This is a genomic window from Ferrovum myxofaciens, assembly GCF_013181415.1.
Taxonomy (GTDB): domain Bacteria; phylum Pseudomonadota; class Gammaproteobacteria; order Burkholderiales; family Ferrovaceae; genus Ferrovum; species Ferrovum myxofaciens.
In genome coordinates this window covers 717,462-733,182 of record NZ_CP053676.1, presented here as the reverse complement: position 1 = coordinate 733,182, position 15,721 = coordinate 717,462, and the positions used below count along the sequence as shown (strand labels likewise).

Below are 15,721 nucleotides of genomic sequence, written 5' to 3'. Positions count from 1 at the left end.
TTGTACCTTTCCTGCGTTGATTTTTTTCGTCGTTTGACAGAAACGCTTGGTATCACGGAGGATAAGCAAAAATTACGCCGAATTTACAACCCGTTGATATTTTATAATAAAATTTTTGTATGGGCGGATCATTGGTCGAAAATGTAATAAAATCTGACACTTTGGCAGGTCATGGTTCCTTGTCGTGTTTCTGCTGCAGTGCTTCCCAGCGCAGAAACGCCTGTTCCAGTTGGTGGGTCAGTTCGGCTTGCCGCTGACTGAGGCGCTTGACCTCGTCGGGCGAGTTGCGGTAGAGGGTTCCGTCCGCCAGGGTCTGGGCCAGTTCGGCCTCTTCTTTTTCCAGGTGGGCAATGGTGTCTGGAAGGGTTTCCAGTTCCTTCTGCTCCTTGTAGGACAACCGCCCGGCCTGGGCTTTGCGTGGTTTGATCGCCGAGGGTCGGTTCGTTCCGCCGGTTTCAGAGGCGGCACTGACAGGGGATTCTTTGTTTGCTTGAATTTTTTTTCGCTGGGCCAGGTAACGGATCCAGTCGCTGTAACCCCCGGCATTCTCCGTGACGATGCCCTGACCCTCAAGGACGATGACCTGGGTGACCACTGCATCCAGAAAGGCACGATCATGGCTGACCAGAAACAGGGTGCCGGGATACTCGATGAGCAGGGACTCCAGCAATTCCAGGGTTTCAATATCCAGGTCGTTGGTGGGTTCGTCCAGGACCAGCACATTGGACGGGCGGGCAAACAGGCGCGCCAGGAGTAGGCGATTGCGCTCCCCACCGGATAGCGAGGCCACTTTGGCCCGTGCCCGCTCGGGGGGGAATAAAAAATCGCCAAGATAACTGATGACATGTTTGCGCGTGCCGCCGATCTCGATAAAATCGGATCCCGGACTGATGGTTTCCACCAAGGTGGCCGAAAGGTCCAACTGTTCGCGCCATTGGTCGAAGTAGGCAATATTCAGGCGGGTGCCGCTGCGCACGGTTCCTTCGTCGGGGGTATGCAATCCCAGCAAGGTCCGCAGCAGAGTGGTTTTCCCCACACCGTTGGGCCCCATGATTCCGATTTTGTCGCCGCGCTGGATGCGGGTGGAAAACCCTTGCACAAGGATCTGGTTTTCGTAGCGCAACGTGACTTCCTGCAATTCGGCGATCAGTTCCCCGGAACGATCCCCGGAATCCACGGCCAGACGGACCGACCCGATTTGATCACGGCGCAGGGCACGTTCCCGGCGCAGTTCTTCCAGTCGTCGTACCCGTCCTTCATTGCGGGTACGACGTGCCTGGACCCCCTTGCGAATCCATACTTCCTCTTGACTGAGCAACTTGTCGAAACGACGCTGCTCGAGTGCCTCTGAGGCAAGTTGCTCGGCTTTGCGGCGCAGATAGTCGGCAAAGGAAATACCGAAGGTCGATAATTGACCTCGATCCAATTCCACCACGCGGGTGACGACCTGATCCAGAAAATGTCGGTCGTGGGTAATGAACAGTACGGCGCCGGGGAAATTTCTCAAGGCTCCTTCCAGTCGTTCGATGGCCGCCACATCCAGATGGTTGGTGGGTTCGTCCAGGATCAACAGATCCGGTTCGCTGACCAAGGCGCGGGCCAGAGCGACACGTTTTTTCCATCCCCCCGACAGTTGTCCGACCTGTCCCTCCGGCTCAAGTCCCATCTGGGACAGTTGTCGTTCCACCTGATAGGAGGCCACGGGCATTCCGCATTCTGTCAGCCCTTGGGCCACTGCATCAAAGATCGATGATTCGGGGTCCAGTTCGGGTTCTTGCGGAACATAGCCCATTCTGAGGCCAGGCTGGCGCCAGACCTTGCCCTCGTCCGGTGCGATAATTCCCAGTATGATGCGCAAAAGGGTGGATTTTCCGCCACCATTGCGGCCGATCAGTCCAATACGTTCGCCGGGATCGATTTGAAAGTCGATGTGATCGAGTAAAGGGTCCAGGCCGAAGGCCAAGGAGACAGCATCCAGAATGATGAGAGGCATGGGTAGTAATCAATAGATCTTCAAAGGAATGGGTAACAACGTGTGCAGGAGAGCATGGTAACGCAACCGGTGAGGAGCGCGGGATTTTTGTTTGCCGTTCACCGCAGTAGGGACTTTCACCTCGATTCCGTCAGGCGCAGCATCAGTGTCAGTGGATGTGACGGTGAGACATTAAATATGTAATTAAATCAGTTTATTATCTAATATTGCCCGCTAATTCTTTCGAGAGAATCACGACCTTTGGCAGATCGCGAACGGTTTTGACTGCTTCGACAAGGGTGTTCTTCTCGGCGGCTGTCAGCGATTTCAAATCGCCATCGCCAAAATAAACCAGCGCCTTCAAACTCTCGCTCGGTTGAAAGTTAGGGCCAAATATCGCGCGGGCAGCAGCAAGTCCATGTGGGAGGCTCACTCCTGCCTTCCACCATTGCCGCGACATCTCGATAGTCCTTGGCCTCTGCGCGCTGGAGAACGACCTTCATCTTGGTCGCCATCAGATCGTCGAATGACGCCACCTGCAATACGCCATCTTCGGTGAAGTCAGGTTCGCCAATTCGGCCAAAGCCAATCATGCCGAAGAATGAAATCTTGACATGGTCCCGCGCGGAATCACCGTAAGGCACCAAGAGGCTCCAGGTGTTGTCCTTGTCCTGAATCAGGGTCGATTGAGCCACAAATGGAAAAGTTGCTTTGATCGTTTCACGATCCAGGGGCTTTTCGGAGAAAAAGTTGAAATCAACGGATGGTCTATGCCCCAAACGCAAGGCGATGGCTGTGCCGCCGTACAAGACGAATCCCAGATTGGCAGCGGGACGAAGTTCCGGCCACAGTCGTTGCTGCGCGAGGGGCAGCATGTCTATCCGGGGTTTGAAGGTGCGACGACTCACTCAAACCGCCGCACAGGAAGGTCAGGAACGCGATCCACGCCGGAAAGGCCAAGGCGGTAATGCCAGTATGCCCATGAACGCTCATTGAACTGACCCGCCTCTGCATGTGTCAGGACTTCGCGCAACACATCATCACCGACTTGCGTGGCGAGCGTCTGAACATCCATATAGTCGCCAATATTCATCACTTGGGCGATCACCCGTTCTGGCATGGATACCGCATCTTCTGGCGTTTTCCACCAAACATACTTGCTGGCGAGAGGCTTCAAGGCTTCCTGATTGACGCGGATCACGGGATCCTCCTATCAACGATGCACTTCTACGATTTTAATGGACCGATTATACGCCCTTGTTCCCATCGCTAATGATAGTGCTGCTATTGGCAGACTGGCGGAGCATGCGGCAATCCCGCTAAAAACCGTCATTGTGAAAACCGAGGGCTCGGACTACCCAGGTCTCGCACGTAATGAATTTTTCTGCATGTCTGTTGTAAAAGAGGCTGATTTTGATGTGCCGGACTTCTGGCTTTCTGATGACGGTCTGCTGTTCGTGATGTCGCGGTTTGACCGGACGCCAGAGGGTATTGCGCTGGGCTTCGAAGACATGGCTGTCTTGACCGGACGACAAGGGATTGGAACTTCGACTTGAACACGGATGTGGTGCGACTGGCGGCATGAGCGAACTCGCAGAGCAGGCGGCGAACATACAGATTGCCTTTGCGAATCTGTCCGGATTTGCGTTTACCGGCCGACTCGTTGTTGCCTGGGCAAATGCCGACCCAGGAAGCTAGGCAATCCGCACTACCAAAGGCATTCATATCGCCGCCGATTTCGACCAACAGCATGGCGGCCCCGATCAGATCGACGCCAGGGATGGTTTGCAGCAGAGCCAATGTGTTTCGCTCAGATTCGGCACACCAGCGGCGGAGAAGAGCGGTATGCGTTCACCGGGCCAGAAAAACTCATGGATGATTTTCTGGCCGACATCGCCAGGGAAAGGAGCAACTTATGAAAACCGCCACCATTCGCATCAGGAAAGACTTGAACGCCGCTCTTGCGGATTTGCGAAGGAAATTTTTGAATACATGGGATTCCGGAAAATACCAGGGCGAATTTTTCGAATTCGAGTCACCAGCAGCCCTTTTTCGCGCCATCACACCAAAACGCTGGGAATTGATAGAGGCGCTGCAATCCCAGGGGGCCATGAGCATTCGAGCGCTCTCCAGGACGTTACATCGGGATGTGAAGCGTGTCCACGAGGATACCCACGCCTTGATCAGGGTCGGGTTGATCGAGAAAAATCCGGAAGGAAAAATCTTCGTTCCTTTCGAAGAGATCCGGGCCGACTTCGTCATCCATGCAGCAGCGTAACTGAAACGTACGCAATGGGATGGACGCCCCCACCCGCAGCGGCATTTTGTGCCAAAGTGGAGGTGTTATTTCACCACTTGAAGGAGGAAATCTCGATCGCTTGATCGAGAAGGCCAAAGGGATGGTGACGGTCAACAGCACCTCGGGGGGGTGCGTGCTCTGCAGTTGGGCTGCCCTGTGGCGGTTCTGGGGCAGGCGATCTACGACAGTCCTGGACTGACTGCCCAGAATGGGCTGGATGCTTTTTGGATGGCTCCGACCCGTCCGGATCCTGGGTGCATGTCTGCATTCATCCGTGCTTTGGTTGCCACCATCCAGATTCGTGGTGTGTTTTTTGATGAGCAGGGGCTGACGGTGGGGGTAGATGCGGCAGTAAGGCGCTTGTGGCTGGAGCGAGTGGGAGACGCTTTATTGGGAGACGGTCAGGAGTAAAAACCCGAGAGATGTGATCTCTCGGGTTGGAGTGTGCTGCACAGGAGGCACGAGTCATCCTGTATTTTTGGGTTGTTACTGCATGACGTGAACTTTCTTTTCTTCACGCACGGTGTAGCGGACTTCCACATGACGATTCTGGGCACGGCCTTCGGCGGTCTTGTTGGAAGCAACGGGATTTGCCATGCCATAACCCTTGGTATGGATACGATCCGCTGCCACGCCATTCCTGACCAGATAAGCCCTGACGGCATCGGCACGTCGTTGGGACAACTTCACGTTGTAAGCCTTGGGTCCGGTGCTGTCGGTATAACCGTCAACGTTGACATCGGCTTCAGGATACTTCTTGGAGAAGTCCACCACTTGCATCAACTTTTCGTCGGCGGTCTTGTTCAATACGGCCGAATTGAATTTGAAGTTGGCTCCATCGAGACTGACGGGTTTTTCTTCGGTGATGATGCGCCACCGTTCCTGCTGCGCAGGAGCGGGAGGAGCCACTACGGGTTCTGGAGCGGGGGCAACCATAGGTGCCGGTGCTGCGGCGGCAACATGGCGGGGTGCTTTGGCAGCGCCGAAGTAGTAGTTCACACCCATGGTATAGACGTTGTTGTTCATGGTGTTGGAGTTATTGGACACAGACATGGTGTTCCATTCGCCCGCCACACTCCAATGAGGGGCAAACAGATACTCGACCCCTAGTCCACCATTGGCTCCATTACCCGACAAGCCAGAGGCAGAACCAGTTCCGACCAGGTGACCATAGCCCAGTTTGGCATAAGGCATCAACTTGTCGGTTATCGGAATCCCGAACTTCAGGCCCAAGCCGTAGTCGTGACTGCCATAACCTTGGTTTCCGGAGAAATAACTGGAACGACCGGTGGTGTTGTAGCCATAACCTGCATCAATGCCCAGAACGGTGCGTCCTAAGGCCCAACCATAACCGGCCTCAAGCCCAAGAGCCGTACCATAGTTTTGATTGTTGGGGATTCCAGGGGGGGTTGCACCACCTGATAAGGCGGCGGCATTGCCCACGCCCATGTTGGAATCATTGACCCCAGCCTTGGCACCCACATAGGCACCGGTGAAGGGACCGTGGTAGCGAGTCAGGAAATTATCCACATCATCCATGGTATCCTTGGCCCCGTTCTCCACCGTGGTTCCGGCGGTTTCGACCCCGTTGACCACGGTGGTTCCGGCGGTTTCAACCCCATTGACTACAGTGGTTCCTGCCGATTTGACATCACTTTCGGTGGTGGACAATACGCCATCAGCAAAGGCCGAGGCAATGGGTAAGCCCATGAGGGCCAACACCAGCAATTTCTTTTCGAATTTCATAGGTACTCTCCATGATTTGATTATTGTGACGCTAAGACCACCGCCAGCAGACCAATGGTAACTGGTTTCTGGCTCATTGCCTCCCCGATGGGCGCTGCTTCAGACAGACCCAAATTCCGTCACAGTGTAAAGACTTCCTACCTGTGATGCCAGTGATATATGCCGATCTGTGCTTTTGAATAGGGGGGGTTGTTGTATATTTGCAACAGTCAAAGGGATAAATATCCCGTTAATTTTTTCCTACCTGGATTCATCCATTATCGACTCGAAGGACCACGGGCAAACATCGGGCAGTTCCATGTCAAGATTGGTTTCACTAAAGAAGGCGCGAACCGCATCCGCCCAAGGATCTGTCCACCAATCGGCATCTTCGATGGAAGCCTTGAGACTGGGGGTTTTCCTTAACCTTGATTCAATCGCAATACGTTGGGTCCGGATGGTTGAATCCCAACTTGCACCTCGCCTTTCTGGTTGATATTTCCACTTGAGCAGATGCGTTAACAAGAGCGCTATCCGGTGTGCAAGTTCCCTCTGCTCACTTTTACCCACGTCTTCCACCTCGTCTGAGATATGTTCTATATCCAGTTCAGAAAAGCGCCTGGCACGAAGCAAAGCAGACTGCTCATTGGACCAGGCAATGATGTCGGTATCGTAAGAGTGACCTGTCGTTAATGCCATCAATTCCCCCTCTCAAACTCTACGAAGTTTACCAACCCCTCCATATCAGTGTCAAAGCAGCCAATTACCTCAACCAAAATTCCAAGGTGTCAAAGTCGATGCTCCAAACATTGCTTTCTTGGATCCGGGGTCGGTTTCGTCCGCTATCGCGGCTTCCACCAGGGAATAGTTGATCATTTCCTGTTCCAGTCGGAGGTGGGTGCGGATCCGGTTATCCCTCAACTCGTCGTATAAGGCACCTTCGATTTTTGTGAGGTTTGGCAGGTCGTGGGTGATGGGGTCGGGTTCTGAACCCCATGAGGTTAGGTGTGCCATCAAGGTTGACCGGTCCATGAGCAACGATTTGGTATGAGGGAAGTGACGACGCAATTGATCCAGAATGGCGAATCCATGGGTATCGATGTCGCCCCAGTAATACAGGTCACAACGGTGCAACCATGTGGCCCGAGACAGTGCTTCCCAGCCGTAGCCGGCGCCGAAAATGACGATGGCTTCGGAGGCTTGGGGAAATGCCAGGAAATTCGTTTCGTTTTCGGTGATGAACACCCGGCGAAGTGGCGGGTTGAGGTGGGCGAAACTGTTAGCATCCAAGGTGATATCGGGACAAGGGGACCCCGAAATCCATCTGATCTGTGGGTCGAGCACACGCAGACGAATACGCGTCGGTTTGTCGAGAAAACCATAGCGTGGAGCAAATTGACGGATTCCGGTATGCTCTGCAGCAATTGCCGAGGCCGGCAAGACAAGTTCGAACCATTCGGCCAGAACGCTGCGATGGGCCTCGATGAATTTGCTATGGACCCCTGCAATATTTACTTGCCGCAGGTAGATGCCGGGGTGCGGGTGCTGTTGCATCCAGATCACCACCTCGAGCAGTTGAGGCCACACTTCAACCAGTTCGAGCGCTTGGAAGGGTCGTTTGGCCAACCATGCCAGAAGTGCTGCATGGGTTGAGCGGGTCAGGGATGCGAGTTCTTCGAAGCGGGCAGCTTCGGCACGCCGGCCGATCCAGAGAAGCGCGTCTTCCAGGCAATCCACCCAGATCGACTGGGGGAGTCGTTGCGTGCCCTGAACCCGATGATTGATTTCGCGCCACTCGATCCGAGTATGGGGGAGGGCAGTCAGACCCGCGATCCAGACACGCACAGCATCAAAACGCTCGGTGAGTTCTGCAGAAGTGGGAATTGTCAGGGCCAGTTTCAGCGGGAATCGGGATTCTCCCGTGATTTCTGAGCGCAGCAGGTCTCCCCGCTCCCAGAGACGAACTACCTGTTGCTTCAACTCGCGGGCCGTGGTCCAACTCATGCCGGTAGCGTTTGGGGCCGATGGGTGCGGTATTCCTCAATGGTCAGATTGCGCAATTTAGACGCTTGCCCCCCCTCGTTATGTACGAAACCAACATGAGCGATGAAAGGTTCGATGGTGTGGATTTTTTGGAGGGGGGTAACGATCAGGAGTTGCAGATTCAGTTGTTTGAACAACTTCAATCCATATTGGGCAGATTCGTCTGATCCTCGGCCAAAGGCTTCATCAATGACCACAAAACGGAAGGATCGGGACTTGACTTCGCCCCATTTCAGGCCAAATTGATAGGCCAGACTGGCTGCGAGTACAGTATAGGCCAGTTTCTCCTTCTGCCCCCCCGATTTTCCACCGGAGTCCGAGTAATGTTCGTACTCGATATCGTCGGCACGCCAGCGTTCTGAGGCGGCAAAGAGGAACCAGTTACGTACATCGGTGACCTTGGCAGTCCATTTTCTATCCTGATCGGCGAGTCCGTCGCGGCCCCGGAAGCGATCCACAATGATTTTTACCTGAAGAAACTTGGCTTCGGAATACTGGGCATCTTCCGAACCGGTGAGGGTTCCTTCCGTACAGGCCCGCAACTCTGACTGAAAATCCCGAATGTCCACATCTGGACTGGGTTGGGATTCCAGCACGATATAGCGCCCGGAATTGTAGTCAATTTGTGTCAGCGATTCGTTGATGCGCCCGATCCGTTCCTTGATCAGTTCCCGATCACGGTTCTGCCGGGCATTAAAATTGGCAATTTCATTGATCGTATTGGTGTTCAGCAGTTCCTTGAAGCGCGTCTCAAAGCGGGGCAGGTCATCCCGATTCAACCGATCGAGCAGATTTTGGTACTCGAAAGCGGCATCAATATTGGCGTCAAAATCCGCTGTTTCCAATTTGAACCACTCTTTGAACGCCATCATCTCCTGAATGATCTTGTCACGCAAATCTGACAGTTTCTTGGTTGTTCCATCGATGCGTCCTTGTAACCAACCACGAACTTGTTGCTCATGGTTATCACAGGACTCCACGGTGAGCAGATGTTGACCCAGGGCCTCGGTGCGCGTGTTTTCCAAGCGGGCGCTGAGCGCCGCATCAAGGGGTTTCTCCGTGATCTGAGCGGAGACCGCCTGCCTGTACAGATCCGTGTCCATGCGCTTTTGCTCGGTTTTGGAGCGTTTGTCCCGGGCGGTATCCAGATCTTTGCGGAGATTCTCCAGTCTCTGGTTTGCCTCACGATATTGGTCATTCAACTGCTTCAATTTATCGGATGACGATTCGAATTGTTTGAATTCATCTTCGAGCCGAGCCACTTCTGCGGCTTTGGTCGTCCAATCCAGTTCGTCGAATTCGGTGAATTCTTCTAGTCTGGATAATGCGATGAGGCGCGTCTGAACCTCTTTGCGTGCCCCCTGGACCTTACCGATCAGGTGACCCAGTTCGCCTAATTGTCGTTCGAGGCGGTGGAATTTATCCTCCAGAGCCGCGATCTTGGCACTGTTGGTCCAGCCCAACACATAGCGGCTACGATCTTCGATCCGATAGCGGTCATCTTTTTCATGGCGCCCTGTAGGATCCTTGATCTGTCCGGCTCGGGTCATGGCGCGGGTTTCGCGGCGAAACTGCTCCGGTGTGACACAGCATGCCACATCGAAGCGGTGGGTCAACTCGCGCTCCAGCCAGTCATAGAACGGAGAGTCCGGCTTGATCGAGAGTTTTCTGATCAAAGAATCCCGGTGCAACGTAGGGAAATCGAGGGATTTTTTCTGGGGACGCACATGAAAAAAGACCAGACGACCGCGCAGTTGGTTTGTGTCTACCCACTCAGCCACCGCCGGATAGCGTGCATCGGGTACCAGCAGAGACAGCCCGAAACTGCGCAAAAACCGCTCGGCCGCGCCTTCCCAGGCGCGCTCTTCTTCGCGTATTTGAATCAGTTCGCCAGCGAAGGGCATGTCCTCCTCCGGTATCCCCAATGCTGCACAGAGCGTTGTGCGGATTTGCACCTGGATGTTTTCGATATTGCTGCGGCGATGTTTCAGGCTGGAAATTTCTTCGCTGAGGGCTTGATACTCCTCCCTGCCTTTGCGGAAGGCAAAATCGTGTTCTCGTTCCTGATTTTCCAGAGCCGCTGATTGTTCCGCCACCGTTTCGGCATATACGGACAAACGGGCACGCTGATCCACAAAGCCATCCCCGTCGGAGGCGGGTACTTCACCCACTGCGGTGATCAGTTCTTCATAGCGATGCGCCTTCTGGCGACAACGATCCCTTTCTTCACCCTTGCGCTTGATCTCGGACGACAGTCTTTCCAAATGATCTCCACCATTGGCGGCAATCCCCCGCTTGATCTCATCGATGACAGCCCGTTGCTGATCCTGATGGTCGTCGAGTCGTTCAACCTGAGCATTGAGTTTTTCCCATTCTCCCTTGAGGTTGATCAGGCGTTTGTCGAGCAAGGCGAGTTTCAGACCTGCAAAATAGGTGTGCAGTCCTTCGCGGCCTTTCCGCCATTCCTCAATCTCGTTGGCCAGATTCGCATGCCGTTGACAGTCCGCCACCATGGGCGTGAGCAGTTCCACCTGCCGTTTGGCCTTGAGCACGGCTTCGTGGGCACGGTTCAAATCATCGAAGTGGGTAATCAGTGCCTGAATGTACGGCGCCACCTCGAAGGGTTCCAGCATGTGACTGCGAACGAAGTCAGTCAAGTTACCCACTGATTTCATCGATACCGTCTGATGGAACAGTTCCAGTGCCTGATCGTTGTTGATGCCAAAGCGGCGTCGAAACCAGGATCCGTACGGGGGAAAACTGTCCATGATTTCCGCGCCCAGATGACGCAATTTTTTGCGCAATGCGGAAATTTCAGTGCCAAAATGGGCGAAGTCGGTGGTGATGGTCAGGTCCCGTTCGGCTCCCAGGAAGAAGCGCGCTGGCTGTCCGGCGGCATCTTTCATCCAGAAAACTTGGGCCAAGGTTACGGTTTGGTCATAGCCGGCATTGTGAAACACGCCGAGAATCACTGAATAATTTTTATGATCGCGCAAGGATACTGGTCGAGCGGTGCCCGTAATTTCGTTGCGCTCCGATTTGTAGTGGCCCAATACGTATGAGCGCAGGGACCGCTCCTTGGTATCAGCGCCCGCTGCCTTGTTATAGGTTATGCGCTGGGCAGGGATCAGCAGGGTGGTGATGGCATCCACCAGGGTGGATTTCCCGGAGCCGATATCTCCCGTCAATAGCCCGTTCTTGCCCTCTAGGTTAAGCGTCCATACCTGGCCATCGAAGGTGCCCCAGTTGAATACTTCCAGTCGTTTCAGGCGAAAACCCGACAGGGTATCGTCGGCGACGAAGTCAAAACTCTGGGATCGGGTTTCATTCATCGCTAACCTCTCCGGCGGAGTCGATATTTTCCGTGAATTGTGTCTGGTAGGCGGCCAGACGGTCATTGAAGTCGGCCAGCCACTGAGCATCGACAAATGCCTTCAGGATTCGTTTTACCTCGTAACTTGTCGGGCCCGTAGTGGTGCCAGCGCCAACTTTCAGGCGCCGCAGGAACCCGAGATCGACAATTTTGTTGATGTGGGTTTCGATTTGGTCGACCAATTTCACCTCATTGCTCGCTGTAGGAAGAAACACCCGCACCAATTCGAGGATGTCTTCGCGGGTCAGTACCAACCGGGTGTCGCCCCCTCCGGCATCCGACTCCGCCAACTTCTTGCGCAGCAGAGCCAACAGCAGGCTGACGGGAAAGGACAGAGGGCGCCGCGCCACCAATCGGGGAAGTTTTGGGTTTCCTTCCTCATCTTCCGATTCGAGACGGCTTTTCAGGAAGGCATAGCCTTCGGCCTCGTCGAGTACCAAAGCCAAAGCCAGCACCGATACATAATCCCTGACCCTGGCCTGGAGAGAAAGCAACGCTCCCCATAGGCGTTCGTTATCATCGCGGTAGATCACGCCCTTGAGCAGACTGATGATCAGTACCGACAAATCAGGGGGGTCGATTTGACCGAGAGAAGGGGTCATGGCAAGAGTGTCATCGTCCATCGTCATCTCACAAAAATCATCCGAGGTAGATTTGCCGTCCGGTGTACGATGACCCCATCCTCAGCAGTTGTTTCCCAACCAACGAGGTCCCGCGTGGACTCATCCACCACGGCGGCGAAGGTTTGGCTACCCAATTGTACATACGCCACCAATTCCGCCAGCCCTTGTTCGAGCGGATACGCTTTGGCCAATTCGGCGAGAGTGATTTGGGCTCGCTCCTGCAATGCCTGAGTGATATTCCGGGCCAGTTGTACGGTATCCACTACCACCTGATCATAGAGCGCCGCCATATCCCCCTCCTCTGTGCCTGCGTGCAACTCGATGTCGGCGATCAGCGGTTTCAGCGTGGGGGTGAACAAGGGGCGCTCCATCGGCAATTCCAAAGAGGCGGCCGGAATGGCGAGGTTCATGATGTCTTTGGTTGGGGGGTGTTCCCGGAGCGCCAGCGCCTGGGCTTCGATACCATGAAGGATATCCATGATGCGGCGGTTCTCCAGCCATGCCTGATCGTCCAGAAAGCGTCGGAGTTGCTGAGAAAGTTGGGCCACCGTCCGTTGGGTATGTTCGCTGGCTTCCAGCCAGTCATAATGTACTCGCCGCGTGCGAGCATCCGGCTGGAGGTCAGCGACGGGCGCCAAAGAGAGCACGGTCGACAGCAATTCGGTCAATTCTTCTTGTCGCCGGCTGGACATCAGAAAATCCCAGAAGGCCCGGAAACTCTTGCCCTGATCGGAATCGGCGATGGCGTCTCGCTCGCCCATGATTTCTTCCAACAGGGCTCCCTTGGAGCCTTCCCAGAGGGCGATGCGCTCGCGCACCCGGCGGTCGAGCATGCGGAAGTTATGCTCGACCTCGCGAAAGTCAGTCAGCAGTTCTCGCGCCAACTGCATGAATTGCTGAAATCGATCCTTCAGTGCCGTGTCGTCCAGTATAGGCACATCCCCAGACAACACCCGTGCGATCTCGGCATCGATTTCCTCGCGGCGCTTGTGCAATTCGGTGATGCGCTTGGCCGGATCGATTTCGGAACCCGCGCTCATTTGCCGGAGCAGTTCGAACAGGGTCATCAAGCGCGATTCAGTGCCGACGAAACTACGCTCGGTGAGTGTCCCCAGCCAGGCAATGGCCTTCTCGGTGGCCGATGTCAGGTCAAATTGCGGTTCATCGGTTCCCTGGCGGTAGTATTTGCGCAGCCAACCTTTTTCGGTGCTGGCCCAGTCGTTCAGATAATCCATCCCGTTTTTGGGGAAGGCAGTGTCACCAAATCGCTGGCGCAAACCATAGAGTTCATCCTCCAGCGCCTCGGCCAAATCGGTGGCATTCATTCCGCGCACATTGGACGACACGAACACCCGATGTAAAAAACTGGCCACCAGGGGGGCATGATCCGAGCGCAGCAACTTCCAAGCCGGATGGTGGTTGCGCAGGGTGTCCAAAGTAGCATAGTCGAGGGCCATATGTTGATATTCTCTAATTTCGCGACATCCGAACCAGACTCCTGGTTGATCACGGTGCGCGCGTGTTCGATACCCAACGGGGCAAGCATCTTGTCACTTGATACAAAAAGATGCAACAGTATTATGCCATGTCCCACTTTCGCTCTTCGCCTGGTTGCAGGTTTGGGGAGGTTCTCTGAGTAGATCATGCACACATGTTATGGAGGTGAGATGGTGATAGAATGCGCAGGCGCGTCCCCGTAGTTAAATGGATATAACGGCCCCCTCCTAAACATCATTGGGCACCCGTCATCGAAAGAGGCTGGTGAATGCATTCAAAGTCGGTGAACCCCCTGTGCCTGGCACGAGGCAATACCGAGCAAAGTTCCAGAGTGCTGGAAAATGTGTAGAGACTTGACGGATGCGGCCTGTCATCCCGGTTCGGGATTAGGGTCAAGGTAAAGTCCAGCCCACGAACGAAAGGATTTTCGGCGGCGAAAGCCGAAGTGGGAAGAAGGGGCAATTACAGGTTCGATTCCCGTCGGGGGCGCCATTTCAAAAACCTTTGTTACGCAAAAATTCATTGAAATTCATTATTGTCTTGACATAGGGGTCCACTTCAGAATGACGGGTCTTTGAAGGAATCTGACGGGACGTTATTGTTTGTTCCGATTAAATACTAACGCCCGTTGGTGTTCGTATCAGCCATTTCTGCATCTATCACAGGAGATGAATCATGACCATTGCAGACGAACTTCAGGCCACCATCGAGCAGATGGTGCAACCTGGCAAGGGTATTCTCGCCGCCGACGAGAGCCATCTCACCATCGCCAAACGCTTTGCGGCGATCAAGGTTGAGTCTACTGAGGAGAATCGCCGCGTCTACCGCGCCCTGCTGTTTACTACCCCCGGAATTGAGGACTATATCAGCGGCGTGATCCAGTTTGAGGAGACCCTGGACCAGACCAGCGATGACGATATCCTTTTGCCTGAAGTTCTGGCGCGGCGAGGTATTGTTCCCGGTATCAAGGTGGACAAGGGCAAGGGTCCGCTGGCGCTGTCGCCCGGCGATCTCATTACCTATGGACTGGACGGTCTGGCGGAACGCTTGCAACACTGCAAAAGCCAGGGTGCGCGTTTTGCCAAGTGGCGCGATGTCTATCAGATCAGCGGACACAATCCCACGTCTCTTGCCATCAGCGCCAACGCCGAGATGCTGGCGCGCTATTCGGCAGTCTGCCAGGAACTAGGTATTGTGCCCATCGTCGAGCCGGAGGTGTTGATCGACGGTGATCATAGTCTGGCCCGTTGCGCCGAAGTAATCGAAGCGGTGCAAAAGGAAATATTTCATGCACTGCACCGCCATCATGTGGTACTGGAGCACATTATTTTGAAACCCAGTATGGTGTTGCCGGGTAAGGACCATTCCGTCAGGGCCAGTCCCGAAGAGATCGCAGCAGCGACCCTGCGGGTATTCAGGCGCACGGTACCGGCAGCGGTGCCTGGCATCAATTTTCTCTCCGGTGGACTGAGTCCGGAACAGGCGACGGCCAACCTTAATGCCATGAATGTCGGTGATGCGCCCTGGTTGCTTTCATTTTCCTATGGCCGCGCCCTGCAACAGCCGGTGTTGCAAGCTTGGCAGGGTAAGGCGGAGAACGTTGGCGCGGCCCAGCAGGCTCTGCTGAAACGGGCACGCTTGAATGGTGCTGCACAGCGGGGTGAGTATCAGGAAAGCATGGAAAATACGGCGTGAGTGGGGCGCATTGATTGGACTTTACGGGCGATATCCTGTGCTGATTTTGATTAGTGTTTTGCAGCGGTCGCAGCGCGAGCATCCCGATATGTCCTGAGTGCGCTAACGAACAGATACGTTCCGCAGAGGAGGGCATGCTCCTTAACCTGTGCACGGCAAAAGAGGTTCCTGTGCATGCTCACCATCCGAGAAATATTTGCTTCTTTAATTACAGAGGCTGAACTTTAGATATTCACGGGTTTTTCCAAATATCGAAGGTACCCATCTGCGCGATAAATATTTTCAAAAAATGCAAAAAACACTTGCTGATCATCGACGATACGCTGGTTCCTCGTTGCGCGAAGAAGGGGCCGGGGATCAGCGTCAAACACGATCACAGCCACAAGGCCAACCGGCCCACCTTTTTGAACAGCCAAGGTTGGGTTACACTGGCCCTGGTGGTGCGGGTCCGATTGGGTTCGGCGCTCAATTTATCGGATTTCCCGTACGCCATG

The 15,721-nt window shown here is 54.5% G+C and carries 14 protein-coding genes and 2 pseudogenes; 5 read left to right on the top strand and 11 right to left on the bottom strand.

Annotation, left to right across the window (positions count from 1 at the left end):
• Positions 1–169: 169 nt before the first annotated feature.
• From HO274_RS03555 to HO274_RS03540, 4 genes are all read right to left on the bottom strand, one after another.
• Positions 170–1,993: an ATP-binding cassette domain-containing protein gene (locus tag HO274_RS03555; protein WP_273121553.1), complete on the bottom strand. Its 1,824-nt coding sequence runs from the start codon at positions 1,991–1,993 to the stop codon at positions 170–172.
• 196 nt (positions 1,994–2,189) lie between these two features.
• Positions 2,190–2,336, bottom strand: a complete 147-nt coding sequence (locus HO274_RS03550) for a hypothetical protein (protein ID WP_273121551.1) — start codon at positions 2,334–2,336, stop codon at positions 2,190–2,192.
• A 19-nt stretch (positions 2,337–2,355) separates the two neighbouring features.
• Positions 2,356–2,880: a nucleotidyl transferase AbiEii/AbiGii toxin family protein gene (locus HO274_RS03545; protein ID WP_273121549.1), complete on the bottom strand. Its 525-nt coding sequence runs from the start codon at positions 2,878–2,880 to the stop codon at positions 2,356–2,358.
• The gene (locus HO274_RS03540; RefSeq protein WP_273121547.1) at positions 2,877–3,173 is read right to left on the bottom strand and encodes a hypothetical protein; all 297 of its coding nucleotides are present in this window, start codon (positions 3,171–3,173) and stop codon (positions 2,877–2,879) included. Before HO274_RS03540 ends, HO274_RS03545 begins: the two co-directional genes overlap by 4 nt.
• 37 nt (positions 3,174–3,210) lie before the next feature.
• Here HO274_RS03540 and HO274_RS03535 point away from each other — a divergent pair, with 37 nt between their 5' ends.
• A complete protein-coding gene (locus HO274_RS03535; protein ID WP_273121545.1) occupies positions 3,211–3,528 on the top strand; it encodes a HipA domain-containing protein in 318 nt (105 codons plus the stop codon).
• Here the strand turns inward: HO274_RS03535 and HO274_RS03530 are convergent.
• Positions 3,497–3,784: pseudogene (locus HO274_RS03530) on the bottom strand (transposase); the annotation flags it as partial. The gene HO274_RS03535 and the pseudogene HO274_RS03530 sit on opposite strands and share 32 nt — an antisense overlap.
• Positions 3,785–3,887: 103 nt before the next feature.
• Between HO274_RS03530 and HO274_RS03525 the strand changes: the two are divergent.
• Together HO274_RS03525 and HO274_RS03520 are read left to right on the top strand one after the other, a co-directional pair.
• Positions 3,888–4,250, top strand: a complete 363-nt coding sequence (locus tag HO274_RS03525; RefSeq protein WP_273121544.1) for an HVO_A0114 family putative DNA-binding protein — start codon at positions 3,888–3,890, stop codon at positions 4,248–4,250.
• Between the two features lie 150 nt (positions 4,251–4,400).
• Positions 4,401–4,682 carry a capsular polysaccharide export protein, LipB/KpsS family gene (locus tag HO274_RS03520; protein ID WP_273121542.1) on the top strand — a complete coding sequence of 94 codons (282 nt, stop codon included), beginning with the start codon at positions 4,401–4,403 and terminating at the stop codon, positions 4,680–4,682.
• 75 nt (positions 4,683–4,757) lie between these two features.
• Here HO274_RS03520 and HO274_RS03515 read toward each other — a convergent pair whose 3' ends face one another.
• The 6 genes from HO274_RS03515 to HO274_RS03490 form a co-directional block, all read right to left on the bottom strand.
• The gene (locus HO274_RS03515) at positions 4,758–6,017 is read right to left on the bottom strand and encodes an OmpA family protein (protein ID WP_273121540.1); all 1,260 of its coding nucleotides are present in this window, start codon (positions 6,015–6,017) and stop codon (positions 4,758–4,760) included.
• Positions 6,018–6,257: 240 nt separating this feature from the next.
• A complete protein-coding gene (locus HO274_RS03510) occupies positions 6,258–6,695 on the bottom strand; it encodes a DUF29 domain-containing protein (RefSeq protein WP_273121538.1) in 438 nt (145 codons plus the stop codon).
• Between the two features lie 69 nt (positions 6,696–6,764).
• Entirely contained in the window at positions 6,765–8,000 is a 1,236-nt protein-coding gene (locus HO274_RS03505) for a DUF3322 domain-containing protein (RefSeq protein WP_273121537.1), read from the bottom strand.
• Positions 7,997–11,371 (bottom strand): ATP-binding protein, encoded by a 3,375-nt coding sequence (locus tag HO274_RS03500; RefSeq protein ID WP_273121536.1) that lies wholly within the window; start codon positions 11,369–11,371, stop codon positions 7,997–7,999. Before HO274_RS03500 ends, HO274_RS03505 begins: the two co-directional genes overlap by 4 nt.
• The gene (locus HO274_RS03495; protein WP_273121535.1) at positions 11,364–12,035 is read right to left on the bottom strand and encodes a DUF4194 domain-containing protein; all 672 of its coding nucleotides are present in this window, start codon (positions 12,033–12,035) and stop codon (positions 11,364–11,366) included. The genes HO274_RS03500 and HO274_RS03495 overlap by 8 nt, the downstream gene beginning before the upstream one ends.
• Before the next feature lie 2 nt (positions 12,036–12,037).
• A complete protein-coding gene (locus HO274_RS03490) occupies positions 12,038–13,492 on the bottom strand; it encodes a DUF3375 domain-containing protein (protein WP_031598561.1) in 1,455 nt (484 codons plus the stop codon).
• A gap of 715 nt (positions 13,493–14,207) precedes the next feature.
• Here HO274_RS03490 and HO274_RS03485 point away from each other — a divergent pair.
• Both HO274_RS03485 and HO274_RS03480 read left to right on the top strand, forming a co-directional pair.
• Entirely contained in the window at positions 14,208–15,227 is a 1,020-nt protein-coding gene (locus HO274_RS03485; RefSeq protein WP_273121531.1) for a class I fructose-bisphosphate aldolase, read from the top strand.
• A gap of 305 nt (positions 15,228–15,532) precedes the next feature.
• A pseudogene (locus HO274_RS03480) lies at positions 15,533–15,700 on the top strand (IS701 family transposase); the annotation flags it as partial.
• Positions 15,701–15,721: the final 21 nt, after the last annotated feature.